Origin of the sequence: uncultured Thermanaerothrix sp. (assembly GCF_938028735.1) — a bacterium.
Lineage (GTDB): Bacteria > Chloroflexota > Anaerolineae > Anaerolineales > Anaerolineaceae > Thermanaerothrix.
Genome location: NZ_CALIMF010000002.1, coordinates 418,002 through 429,487, shown reverse-complemented (window position 1 = coordinate 429,487; position 11,486 = coordinate 418,002). Strand labels below are relative to the sequence as shown.

Below are 11,486 nucleotides of genomic sequence, written 5' to 3'. Positions count from 1 at the left end.
TCCTCCCCGACGAACACAAATAAAATCCGACCCAATGATCGGGTTTCCCCCACATCTAAGAGGTTTGGGATTGACGCTGGTTTTGTTCTTCCATTTCCAAGAGAGCACGGGCAACGGCTTCAATGGCTACCTTTTGTTTTCGATAAAGATCTGCTTCCGACATTGCCAGGCGCGCTGCTACTTCGCGCACCTTTTTGCCTTGCACAAATTTTAATTCGAGAATATTATACAACACCCACTCGGCTGTAAAGCGCCTTTCGCCTTCTGGCCGTACTCTTTCAATGGCTTCTTTCAACACGGCACGCAAGGCGTTAGAGACGTTCCCGTCATAAGCCTCAATGGCACGTTGAACCACGCCCAAGCGCAGAAGCGGACTCTGGGTTAACTTGGGTCCTCCCCAATAATGAGATAACGCCTCACGCACCCATTGGGTTAGATCTGCAGGCTCTGGCGGAATGCTCTGAGGTACGGCGTTCTGGTGGTAACGTCCGACTGCTCGCAGGCGTTGGATGAATTCGGTCTGGGTCGTGAGGGTGCGCAAAGACTCAAATACCTCACGTTGCAAACGATAATCTTGCAATGCTAGTACCATACGAGCAGTTAGAGTCTCAAGGGCTTGTTCCTGCGCACTATCTAGCTCTAGATCCCCCGCCTTGCAGATACCTAGAATCCCAAGCAACTGAGGATTGCCTGCTTCATCCTCATCCAGCAAGGGCACCAGCATGTCCTGACCCCAGCGAAAACGCCCACTCAGACTGCCATTTTGTGCTAACAGCTGGTTGAGGGGGGCCTCGGGGGGGACGTTATCCAAACTGGTTTGCCCCACTTGTACCAGGAGTTCAAGGCCCTGGGGTCCGAGCGCTGCCACATAGGCTCCCGGCACTTGTAGGCGATCGCAAACAGCGGCTAATAGGGCTTCCAGGAACTGGCGCAGGTCGTTGCGCGTTAGTAGGCGGGTCTCCAGACGGCGCAACAGTTCCAGGTCGTTCTTATCTTTTCCGTCAAAAAGCCATTGTTCTAGCAGCGGGAAGAATAGGGTGATCAAGTATTCACTCAGCAGAATGGTGGCTGCCATGGTGATAGGCACCCAGGCAGAATAAGGGTTGCCGAATTGCTCACCTGCCCGGCGCACAATGGTAACTGCAGCCAAAGTCAGGCTGGCAGTAACTGGGCCGCGCATAATCCATTTCAACAGGCGGCTTTTCACCGTACGGTCGGGCCAGCCTACGCCAAAGAAGGCAACCGCGTAAGCCATGACCACCACCAATCCGCCGACCAGGAAGGTGTTGAGGACCGAGAGGGCCCAGAAAATTCCTACATGGCGCGCTGCCAGGGCCGAGCCAAAAAGCAAATAAGGGAATGAGCCCAGTGCGGGGGCAATGGAACCTACCAACAAGTAAAACATGCGGCGGCGGCCAGTTGAGGTGGTAGACCGTTGGAAAGCACGTACCAGGTTGTAGCCGCTGATGCCCATCGCCAGCGCGTAACAAAGCGTGAAGAAATCGGTCAGCGGTGTGGGTTTGAGGTGGGGAGCCGGTAGCCCGTTACGTACGAGTGGGCCGACAAACCAGGGGGTGGGAAGCAACAGCAAGAAAACCAGCGAAATCACGTAGGCCAGGCGCACAAAGAAGCGCCGACGTCCTCGGCTGGGTTTGCCGGTGGTTTCCAGTAGTGCGTCCGAAAAGTGTAAGTAAGAGGCCGGTAGCAAGATAATTCCAACCCACTGAGCACGCAACCAGAGTTCTTGCTGCTCCGATTGGGGGGAGACACTGGCTAGTGCCTCCGCGGTGTAAATGATCACAATTGCCACTAAAATCAGGGCAAAAGAACGCGCAACCCGATCGCGTAGGTTAAAGGCCAACGCGTATAAAAGCAGGGCAAACGCGGTGATGGCAACACCAGCGACCAGAATCTGGTTCAGAGTGATCAATACAGATAACATGCCCGACCTGTTGGCTCGTTTGTCTTTACAATACTAACGCAGGAGACGGCTGAAGAAAAGGGCAATATCCTGATTGGCATAGTACCGATCATGAAAACCACTAAACTCGAAGCCTGACTTGAGCGCTAGGCGAATCGCCGGAGTGTTTTTTGAACTCATTTCAAGCACCATTTTACGCAAACCACGTGGCAAGGCCCAGGCTTCTGCGGCCAGCAAAAGGGCAGTGGCGATACCCTGGCGACGATGAGGTGCATCTACAACCAGGTCCAGCACCCAGGCGGTAGCAGGGGCGCGTTCATCACTCAGAGTTAGGTAGCCCACCGGTTTTCCGCCCAGTAGGGCCACCAGGCCCCCACTGCGCGTCGCCCATTCCTGTAGCAGCAGGGCGGGCGAGCGTGGATACTGCAGGCGCGTCGTACGCGGAAGGCGTACCTCGCGAAACCCCACGCTAACCTGGCCCTCTTCCAAAGAACGTTCCATCTGCCACACGTACTGGATTTCAACCGAATGGTCCATAGCAACCAGATATTGCAGATCAGTAGAGAGGGCGGGACGGACCTCAATTTGAGGCATGGGGATTAACCTCCATCAGGAGCGAGAATACGAACGGGCACAACACAGGCGGGAAAGGGTTGGTTGGTGTTATCGTAAACGACCAAACGTAACTCGTAATCCCCAGGAGTCACCATTTCGGTATCCCACTCGCCGCTACCCTCGCCGCCCAGCGGCTGATCTACGATGGGACGGTTGCCGGCTGCAATCGTCAGCCAGTCCTGAGTCCCGACTGCTCGGTATTCGTACTTGTAAAAACCCAGGTTGGGTACGTTGATCGTTCCCCGTAGCACGACTTTTCCCCGCAAGGTGCCTCCAGCCGGAGGGTAGGTCCATTCGATCTGGCCGGGAAGGCAGCCCTCGCTGGTTGGTGTGGCCGGCGAAAGGGTGGATTCACCTCCAGTCGGTGCGCTGGTGGGGTTGGAGACAGGAAGCGCAAAAGGTGTTTCTAATAAGGTCACCGTTGGAGTAGGCAGTGGTTGAAAGGTGGCTGCGGCTGGGTATACAAATGATACCGTAATAAATTCGAGTAGAGCCAGACCAATGGCAAACACCAGGAGCGTTACCGCGCTGCGCAGACGCAGCAAGGCGCTTTCGCGTTCCAGCCCGAAGGCAGCGCTGCGCCAGGCCTCCCAAGCATGCATAAGATTGCGCAATCCAATGAGGGCGGCTATTCCCAGGAAGGTGTAAATCCATACCTCGTAGGTTTTCAGAAAACGCAGCAGATCTTCCATGGCTTCTGGTCAGGCGCTGCGGTCAGGGGTGGTCCGGCGGACTCACACATTGATTCGCTGGAGCACGCCCCGGATCAAAGTGGTCAATTTGGGCACTAGAATCTTCCCAGCCCGAAGCACCTCTTCGTGGGTAGTCAAGGTATTCCCATCCAGGTTGGCCTTGTTGCTAATGCCCGAAAGCCCTAGTACGCGCATCTTGCCGTGGCGAGCGACCGTCACCTCTGGCACGGTGGACATGCCCACTGCATCGGCGCCAATCAAGCGCAGGAAACGTAAGTCGGCAGGGGTTTCGAAGGAAGGACCCGCCAGGCAGATGTACACCCCTTCGCGCAAGGTAAGTCCAGATTCGGCAGCGACGGTACGACAATGGCTCATGAGCTCACGGTCATAAGCCTGGCTCATATCGGGGAAACGCTCGCCAAACTCGTCTAGGTTGGGGCCGCGCAAGGGATTCAACCCGGCCATACCAATCAAGTTGATATGATCGGTGATCAGCATTACATCGCCGGGCTCGAAGACAGGATTGACGGCTCCCGCCGCGTTGGTGACAATCAGAATCTGGACTCCCAGGCTTTGCATGACGCGAATAGGGAAGGTGACCTGTGCCATGGTATAGCCTTCATAATAATGGGCACGGCCCTGCATCACCATAACTGCCTTGCCCTCTAATTCACCCACGATCAATCGCCCGCTGTGACCCTGCACGGTTGAGACTGGCCAGTAGGGAATGTTCCGATAATCAAGGAGGGTGGGGTGGGCAATTTGCTCCGCCAAACTGCCTAGTCCCGAACCCAGAATCAGACCAACCCGGGGCTCAAGGTGGATTTTGGAGCGGATGTAGTCACGAGCCTGGTAGATGGTTTCCAATGTATGGCTTTCCATGCAATTTCAATCCCTGTCATTGCGAGAATTGTCTGAGGACGTGCCAATGGTGATACCACTATGTCGATCCATCCCTGCTGTGCACGATTATAACAGAAAAGCGAGGGCGCTCTTGAGAGGTTATGGGGGTGTAAAACCTAAAGATCATGTGGAAATGCCCTCTATTAGGTTGAAAGGTGATATATAATGGAAAGCAAATTGTACTAATTTTTGTTCAGACATCCTATGGCGTTCCGCTTCCGCCTGCCCTCAAAACTTCTGCATTGGCTTCCCAACTCACAGCCCAGCGACCTCACTTGGCCTAGTGTGCTAACCACCTTGGTGCTTAATGGGGTGCTGGTGGGATATGCTCTTCTGGCACCCCTTACTCCTGAAGTCAAGCGCGTTAATCTTGGATTTGGGTTGGGCGGTTGGGTTCTTACCTGCATGGCGTTCCGGTGGATCTTCCCGCATAGCCGAACTCGCTTGATCATGTATTTGGGATTGATCCTGAATGCCCTGATTATCTTGCTGGCGTTTTATTTTCACACGGTCCTCTTGCCGGGTTATACCACGGTGCTGGGGATTACCCTAATCATCCTCACGGCGGTGTTGTATGGGCGGCGGGCAACGTATGGTCTGTTTGCCACTGTAACCTTGGCGGCGACAGGCTTGTATGCCATGGGGTGGCTCCATGTGAAGAACTTGTGGCAACAAGCTATGCTGTTCTTCCTTACCAGTGTGTTGCTGACCGAGACAGTTTTGCGCCTGCGACAATCTTACCTTCAGCAATTGGCGCACCTAAACACCCTCAATCGTGCAGCCGAGGCGCTGGCCTCTACGATTGAGTATCATCAGGTGATCAACGTGGCGTGCAGCCTAGTGCAGGAAGCCCTCCAGGCCGATGCATATTATCTGGGTCTGGTGTACGGGGATAGAATGCGTTTGGAATTGATCTACGACCAGGGGGAGTTCTTCCCACCCACGGAGATCTCCCTTGAAGATACCCTTGTGACTCATGTTATTCATCAGGGCAAGCCTCTCTTAATCCATGATATGGAAATCGAGCGGTGCAAATACAAGAAACAAGTGCGCTACGTGGGACAGCCCCGCATGTCCCAATCCTGGTTGGGCGTGCCCATGATCGTGGGCGGCAAGGTGATAGGGGCTATTGTGATCGCATCGTATCGTAAACATGCTTTCACCGCGCGTGATCTGTGGCTGCTTGAGAATCTAGCGCGACAAACGGCGCTGGCGATTGAAAATGCCCGGCATCATTTGAAGGTTGAGGAGCGAGCTCGCTTGGATAGCCTGACGCAAGTGCTTAACCATAACGCCTTTCTAGAGGTACTAGAGCGTGAACTGGCCCAGGCACGAGTTTTAGGCTCACCATTGAGCCTAATCATGCTGGATGTGGATCACTTCAAAGAATACAACGATACATTTGGCCACCTGTTAGGCGATCAAGTGTTGCAATTAATTATTGAGACTGTTCGCCGGCACATCAAGCGCACCGATTGGGTTGGGCGCTGGGGTGGCGAGGAATTTGCCGTTGCTTTACCCAATACAACCGGTGCGCAGGCCTATCAAGTGGCGCAGCGCATCCGTGAAACTTTGCGTCAGGTCCACGTTAGCGATCGGACGGGCAACCCGGTTGCGTTACCTACAGTCAGCCAGGGCATTGCTGTGTTTCCGGGTGAGGCTAGCGAGGTATCTGGTCTCATTGACTTGGCCGACCAGCGTCTTTACCGGGCGAAAAGCCGAGGACGTGATCAGATCGAGCCTGGCCCACGCCATTGGGGGGTTGAGGGGGACGCTGAGTTCAGCGTTGCACCAGCTGAACCCAAGCGGGACACCGCGAAAGTGCCGATCAAAACTCACTGAAGGTGCTCAAGTACGTCCTTGAAGGCGGCCAGGACTTGAGCCACTTCGGCGTCACCGATCCAATAATGCGTGACCAGGCGGAACTGACGCGGGCCTACTACCCCCACTCGCACGCCGCGCTCGGCCAGGTGGGCAGCAAAGGTGGATGCGTCCAAGGGCAGAGTCTCGTCTAGGTTGAGGAAAACCATGTTGGTAGCCGGCATGCCCATGGGCAGGCTGAGCCCTGGCAGGTGCCCTAGTCCCTGGGCCAATTCACGGGCACGGCGGTGGTCTTCGGCCAAGCGGTCAATCATGGTTTCCAAGGCCACGATACCGGCCGCCGCCAGGATGCCGGCCTGGCGCATGCCGCCTCCCAGTTGTTTGCGGATGCGCCTGGCGCGCTCGATAAATTCGCGCGAACCACACAGGACAGAACCCACCGGTGCGCACAACCCCTTACTTAGGCAGAAGGTAACCGTATCTGCCGGCTCCGCCAGTGCTTTTGCCCTCACACCTAAGGCTACGGCAGCGTTGAAGATGCGCGCGCCGTCCAGATGCAAGGCCAAACCGCGTGCATGAACAGCGTCCCCTACCCGGCGGGTGTAATCCACGCTCAGAGGCACGCCACCGCAACGGTTGTGGGTATTCTCTAACACCACCAACCGAGTCATCGGGTGGTGCACATCGGCAGGGCGAATGGCGGCCAAGATGTCTTCTAGGCGCAAAGTGCCATCGGGTTGGTTGGGCAGCGTGTGAACAAAGACCCCTCCCAAGGCCGAGACACCGCCACCCTCAAAGAGAAAGGTATGGCCTAGATGCCCCATGATGACCTCATCGCCCCGTTGGCAATGCCCTAAAACACCGATCAGGTTCCCCATGGTGCCCGAAGGAACGAAAAGTGCGGCTTCTTTTCCCAGGAGGTCGGCGGCCATGGCCTCCAGGCGGTTAACGGTGGGATCTTCGCGATAAACGTCATCGCCTACCTCGGCGCGGGCCATGGCTTCACGCATGGCCGGGGTGGGGTGGGTCACGGTATCGGAGCGCAAATCAATCATGGCGAATCCTTTTCGGACGAGGTTTTAAGCGGGTTGATACTGGCGTAACCACGCCAGAATTTGTTCCAAGTCGGCGGGGAGTGGGGCTTCAAAAGTACGTGGCTCTGTTTCACCGGGCAAGCGCAGGGTCAACCGTGCCGCATGCAGAAAGTGGCGTTGCACGGGCAGGCTGGGGTGACGATGACCATAGACGGTATCACCCACAATTGGGCACCCCAGGAAAGCCATGTGCACGCGGATCTGATGCGTGCGCCCGGTGAGCGGGTGCACTTCTAGCAGGGTGTGTTGGCGGAACGTTTCCCGCGTCTGGTATTCGGTGATGGCTTCGCGCCCTTTACCGGGGGGGAGCACGCTCATCCTCTGCCGGTGAAGTGGATCCCGGCCTATAGGCGCCTCAATTCGCCCCCGTGGGGTGGGAGGATGACCATCGACTAGAGCCAAGTAGGTCTTTTGTACCCGACGCTGGCGAAACTGATCCTGTAACCAGCGATGAGCGCGATCGTTTTTAGCCACCAGAAGCAGTCCTGAGGTGTCTTTATCCAGACGATGGACAATTCCTGGTCGGCGTTCTCCTCCTATTCCCTCGAGGTCAGGGTGATAGGCTAAAATGCCATGCACCAGGGTGCCTTGGGTGTGCCCGGGTGAGGGGTGAACCACCATTCCAGCGGGTTTGTTGAGGATGATCAGGTCGTGATTCTCAAAAACAATATCCAAGGGAATCTCTTCGGGCTGGAGGTGGCTGGGTTGGGGGGGAGGCAAGATCACCTGGATATGTTGACCAGGCTGGACGGCAAAACCGGTTTTTGTGATCACCCGACCGTTAAGGCTTACCTTCCCCTCTTTGATAAGGTTCTGGAGTCGGGCGCGTGAAAATTCAGGCAAGTGCTGCACCAACACCTTATCCAGACGTTCTTCGCCGTCGTTCTCGTAAATAAAGGTGATGACCTGATCAGGTGCGTTCATTGTTGGTCGTTCGCCGGGGTGGAAAAGCCTTCCTCAGGGTGAGAGTTCGAAACTTTTTGTGCTCTCTGTTCGCGGCGTTCTTGTAGCCACACGCTCAGGATTAATAACGCGGTGCCAATTGTGATGCTGGCGTCGGCGACATTAAAAACAGGAAATGTTCCCACAGAGATAAAATCGGTCACATGTCCGAGGGTCAAACGGTCGATGAGATTGCCGAGGGCACCGCCCAATTGCAGGCTCAGCGCCAGACGCAGCCAGGTTTCCCGACTGGGGATGCGTGGAAAATAATACACAATGACCAGGGCAACGAGAACAGCCAGAATGGCAAAAAATTGGCCGCGCTCTTGCAACAACCCAAAAGCTACACCGGTGTTGTACCAGTGCACAATGCGGGCATAAGGCGCCAACCACGGCCAGGGCGCCCAGGTTTCGTAAAGCGCCAAGTTTTGGCGAATCAGGGCCTTGGTTGCCTGATCGAGGAGGATAACCCCTCCGGCAATGAGAACAAGCAAACGATAGCGTGTCCAGGTATTCACGTCATGCCTCCAAAGGGTACCCCCTTATTTTAATCCATGGGCGCTGCCAAACCGTCCCGACAATACGGCAATTAGTTTATGAAAATTATTCTGGGATTGCCGAGATGTTTTGTCAAAGCGTGTAGATCGAAAGAAGCACCAAAGTAAATCAGGTGAGCCGGGCAATTCTGAGAGCAGTCCTGGCTGCCAAACCCGTATACCAGGACCTGGGCGCTCGGAAAGGTGAGCACCTGATGGACCCATGGGCATTCCAGGCGATCTGAGCCGGTTTCGAAGAGCACGGCCTTGATATGCCCATACGGGCGTAGGAAGTCGAGATGCCAATGGGGTCGGGCGGCAAGGCTTAAGTGATGGCGAACACGAGCAGCAATACCGCCTGGACCATGGGCACTGCCCCAATAACCATACCAACCGGCGGGGAAATTATACGTTCCCAGACGACCAATGCGGGTGTGGCAGTCTTGAGACAGCCAAAAAATAAGACCATAGATGCCGGGAGTTGTGGGCAAGGCGAGGGTCATTTGGGTACGCTAAAAAGAAAATCAAATTGATGGGCGATGAAAATTAACTCTCCCCGCGCAATTTGTGCTCGGCGTGCGCTTAGCCACTTAATTAATCGTTCGGTGGGCAGAAGGGCCTGCTGAGCAAGGCTTTCTTCGATAAAGTGCAGAATGCAGTGTAAAAAATAGGCCTCCTGGGCCGGGTAGTGGTTGTGCTGGGGGAAAATCACCCAATCGGAGGCTCCGGCAGCTAGAATCTCTAATCCCAAAGCGCTACTGGTGGCAAAAAGGGCGCGCCCAGTAGTACTGCCCCCGGTGGGCAAACCATGCAAAAGGCGTTCGTCCATGCTTTGGTGGTAAAGCGCTATTACCTGATCATCAAGTTCCCAGGAAAGAGGTGGCAAGAATAGGCTGAGGCCGTCGAAATTCAAGGTCAGGTAAAGCCATCCCCCTGGGTGAACACAGTTGACCAACGTGGCCAGGCCTGCTTCCAGATTGACCAGGTCCAGCACAGCATGTGCGATCAACAAATCGAATTGGTGATGGGGAAAGGGAAGGCCGCTTGGAATGAACGCATCGGCTACCAAAAGGTCAAGCTTGAGCCAGCGCTTGCCTTGCTGGAAAAAGCAGCTTCCCGTGGATTCATCGAACATTACGCCGTTCTGTTGGGCCCAGTGGGCCAACCAGTTGCGTGCGTAATGTAAATTATCTGCTTCAATATCCAGCGCCAAATAAGTGGCTTGATCAATTAGTCCCCATTCCCACACTCGCGGGATCATGGTGCCGATCCCTGCTCCTATCTCTAGAATTCGCACAGGGCGCCGGGGAAACCGAGCCAGGAGCTCAGACAGAGTTGCCCATACCTGGCGGTTGAGGGCACGGTCATCCACGCTACGTTTGGCCTCTAAATAACGTTGGAAGTTGAACAAGAAAGGCATCATGCAAGGGTACAAATCATGGATTATGAGGCAACCCTCGTTTCTAAGAAGCGCCGAGCCTTAGCCATGCTCTGTTCCCAAGTAGGGAATTGTTCGTAGCGCGCTCGGGCCGCTACGCTCATCTGGGCCAACATATCCCGCCGGTTGGAAAGTTCTTGCAGCGCCTGGGCTACGGCTTGCGGATCATTAGGGGGAATGAGGAAGCCATTCAAGCCATGAGTGATAATTTCTACAGCCCCTCCACAGGTGGTTGCAATGGGAACTAGCCCATAGGCCATAGCCTCAAGATAAACAATGCCAAAGCCCTCGTAATCGGAGGGCATGGCCAGGACATGATGAGATACCAGCAGTGCTTGTAGAGTCTGGCTACTGCAAGGCCCCCAAAAGCGGATATTAGACACAAGGCTATTCTGATGGACGAAGGCGTTGATCTCCCGAGTGGTTTCTGGCTCTAAGTCGGTTCGCCCTACAATGTTGAGAATCCACCCTGAGCGGGGGAGAGTGTGCAGGGCTTGGAGGAGCACATCCAGGCGCTTGCGCCGGATGAGGTTGCCCAAAAACAAGATGCGCAGGGGGCCGGGTTGATGACTGCGTTCCTCCAGAAGGCGGCGGTCCGAGATACCTTCGCCATGGGCATTACCGCCGGGGTAAGCCACGCAGTGGGGTTTGGTTTGGGCTGCGCGGCAAATTCGTTCCACACTCTGGCGGGTCGCTTGGCTATTGTATATAAAACCATCCAGGGTATTGAGATAGGCCCGTTCTATCCAGCCGTACAAGCGTTGGTACAGAGGTGCATGGTAAGGTTCACTGCTACGGAGATGGTGAACAATGCTGAGAATCGGGTACCTGATCTTCTTTTTGATTCTGGCATTGAGGAGAAACAGCGATGGGTGATTCAATTCGTCCTGTAGCAATACATCCAAATGAGTACTGCGCAGTCGGCTCTCGATCTCACGATCCAGATTTTGAATTATAGTCCGCCCATAACCAGTCCAGGGCAACGAGATGATGTCCACCTCATCTCCCTGGGAGCGCAGGTGCTGTACTAAGTAGCGGTCATAAAGGTAGCCGCCTGAGAGGGTGTTGAGATCGCCGTAAATGACCAATCCCACACGCATAAGTTACAGAGACATTTCAAAGGCAGCCCAAGCGTTTTCGTGTTCCCACAAGCGTACGCAAAGGCGCGAGAGGCCCTTAGTGGGCAGATTGTTGGTGAGATTCTGGCACAGAAGACGGGCAAAAAATTCCAATGAGGGGTTGACCCCGGCAAATTCAGGCAGGTCATTGAGCAAGCGATCGCGATAGCGAGCCACCTGGGCCTCCAGTGCGGTTTCTAGGGCCACAATATCAACAAGGTAAAAGTGGGAGTCTAGGTGTTCTCCGCTGACCTCAACGTCAATTCGGTAATGATGAGAATGAGGCAGGTTTTCGTCTCCCCAATCTCCCCCAATTAAGTAGTGCTGGGCAATGAAAGAGCGCGAGACACCCACGCGATACATGAGTCACTTCCTTTCTGCTTGTCCTCTATTCTGATAAGTTGGT

At 55.0% G+C, this 11,486-nt stretch carries 12 protein-coding genes; 1 reads left to right on the top strand and 11 read right to left on the bottom strand.

Annotation, left to right across the window (positions count from 1 at the left end):
* Window positions 1-55: 55 nt before the first annotated feature.
* From Q0721_RS02645 to Q0721_RS02630, 4 genes are read right to left on the bottom strand one after another with little or no spacing between them, the layout of a single operon-like run.
* Window positions 56-1,942 carry a histidine kinase N-terminal 7TM domain-containing protein gene (locus Q0721_RS02645; RefSeq protein ID WP_299025015.1) on the bottom strand — a complete coding sequence of 629 codons (1,887 nt, stop codon included), beginning with the start codon at window positions 1,940-1,942 and terminating at the stop codon, window positions 56-58.
* Between the two features lie 33 nt (window positions 1,943-1,975).
* On the bottom strand, window positions 1,976-2,515 hold the full coding sequence (locus Q0721_RS02640; RefSeq protein ID WP_299025013.1) for a GNAT family N-acetyltransferase: 540 nt from the start codon (window positions 2,513-2,515) through the stop codon (window positions 1,976-1,978).
* Window positions 2,516-2,520: 5 nt separating this feature from the next.
* Window positions 2,521-3,228 carry a hypothetical protein gene (locus tag Q0721_RS02635; protein ID WP_299025011.1) on the bottom strand — a complete coding sequence of 236 codons (708 nt, stop codon included), beginning with the start codon at window positions 3,226-3,228 and terminating at the stop codon, window positions 2,521-2,523.
* A 42-nt stretch (window positions 3,229-3,270) separates the two neighbouring features.
* Entirely contained in the window at window positions 3,271-4,110 is an 840-nt protein-coding gene (locus Q0721_RS02630; protein ID WP_299025009.1) for a purine-nucleoside phosphorylase, read from the bottom strand.
* Window positions 4,111-4,335: 225 nt separating this feature from the next.
* On the opposite strand from Q0721_RS02630, the gene Q0721_RS02625 reads away from it, so the two are divergent.
* Window positions 4,336-5,973, top strand: a complete 1,638-nt coding sequence (locus Q0721_RS02625) for a sensor domain-containing diguanylate cyclase (protein ID WP_299025007.1) — start codon at window positions 4,336-4,338, stop codon at window positions 5,971-5,973.
* Here Q0721_RS02625 and ltaE read toward each other — a convergent pair.
* The 7 genes from ltaE to Q0721_RS02590 form a co-directional block, all read right to left on the bottom strand.
* Window positions 5,967-7,007 (bottom strand): low-specificity L-threonine aldolase, encoded by a 1,041-nt coding sequence (gene ltaE, locus Q0721_RS02620; RefSeq protein WP_299025005.1) that lies wholly within the window; start codon window positions 7,005-7,007, stop codon window positions 5,967-5,969. The genes Q0721_RS02625 and ltaE overlap by 7 nt on opposite strands.
* Window positions 7,008-7,031: 24 nt before the next feature.
* On the bottom strand, window positions 7,032-7,970 hold the full coding sequence (locus Q0721_RS02615; protein ID WP_299025002.1) for an RluA family pseudouridine synthase: 939 nt from the start codon (window positions 7,968-7,970) through the stop codon (window positions 7,032-7,034).
* On the bottom strand, window positions 7,967-8,506 hold the full coding sequence (gene lspA, locus Q0721_RS02610; protein ID WP_299025000.1) for a signal peptidase II: 540 nt from the start codon (window positions 8,504-8,506) through the stop codon (window positions 7,967-7,969). Before lspA ends, Q0721_RS02615 begins: the two co-directional genes overlap by 4 nt.
* 71 nt (window positions 8,507-8,577) lie before the next feature.
* On the bottom strand, window positions 8,578-9,027 hold the full coding sequence (locus Q0721_RS02605; RefSeq protein ID WP_299024998.1) for a GIY-YIG nuclease family protein: 450 nt from the start codon (window positions 9,025-9,027) through the stop codon (window positions 8,578-8,580).
* Window positions 9,024-9,947 carry a class I SAM-dependent methyltransferase gene (locus Q0721_RS02600; protein ID WP_299024996.1) on the bottom strand — a complete coding sequence of 308 codons (924 nt, stop codon included), beginning with the start codon at window positions 9,945-9,947 and terminating at the stop codon, window positions 9,024-9,026. Before Q0721_RS02600 ends, Q0721_RS02605 begins: the two co-directional genes overlap by 4 nt.
* A 20-nt stretch (window positions 9,948-9,967) precedes the next feature.
* Entirely contained in the window at window positions 9,968-11,062 is a 1,095-nt protein-coding gene (locus tag Q0721_RS02595; protein ID WP_299024994.1) for a glycosyltransferase family 4 protein, read from the bottom strand.
* Between the two features lie 3 nt (window positions 11,063-11,065).
* The gene (locus Q0721_RS02590; protein ID WP_299024992.1) at window positions 11,066-11,443 is read right to left on the bottom strand and encodes a 6-carboxytetrahydropterin synthase; all 378 of its coding nucleotides are present in this window, start codon (window positions 11,441-11,443) and stop codon (window positions 11,066-11,068) included.
* Window positions 11,444-11,486 lie beyond the last annotated feature (43 nt).

Bases quoted from the DNA above. Each gene is read 5' to 3' on its own strand.
- ltaE (WP_299025005.1), bottom strand. From the start codon at position 7,007: ATGATTGATTTGCGCTCCGATACCGTGACCCACCCCACCCCGGCCATG.
- Q0721_RS02635 (WP_299025011.1), bottom strand. From the start codon at position 3,228: ATGGAAGATCTGCTGCGTTTTCTGAAAACCTACGAGGTATGGATTTAC.
- Q0721_RS02615 (WP_299025002.1), bottom strand. From the start codon at position 7,970: ATGAACGCACCTGATCAGGTCATCACCTTTATTTACGAGAACGACGGC.
- Q0721_RS02605 (WP_299024998.1), bottom strand. From the start codon at position 9,027: ATGACCCTCGCCTTGCCCACAACTCCCGGCATCTATGGTCTTATTTTT.
- Q0721_RS02625 (WP_299025007.1), top strand. From the start codon at position 4,336: ATGGCGTTCCGCTTCCGCCTGCCCTCAAAACTTCTGCATTGGCTTCCC.
- Q0721_RS02600 (WP_299024996.1), bottom strand. From the start codon at position 9,947: ATGATGCCTTTCTTGTTCAACTTCCAACGTTATTTAGAGGCCAAACGT.
- Q0721_RS02630 (WP_299025009.1), bottom strand. From the start codon at position 4,110: ATGGAAAGCCATACATTGGAAACCATCTACCAGGCTCGTGACTACATC.
- Q0721_RS02645 (WP_299025015.1), bottom strand. From the start codon at position 1,942: ATGTTATCTGTATTGATCACTCTGAACCAGATTCTGGTCGCTGGTGTT.
- Q0721_RS02640 (WP_299025013.1), bottom strand. From the start codon at position 2,515: ATGCCTCAAATTGAGGTCCGTCCCGCCCTCTCTACTGATCTGCAATAT.
- Q0721_RS02595 (WP_299024994.1), bottom strand. From the start codon at position 11,062: ATGCGTGTGGGATTGGTCATTTACGGCGATCTCAACACCCTCTCAGGC.
- Q0721_RS02590 (WP_299024992.1), bottom strand. From the start codon at position 11,443: ATGTATCGCGTGGGTGTCTCGCGCTCTTTCATTGCCCAGCACTACTTA.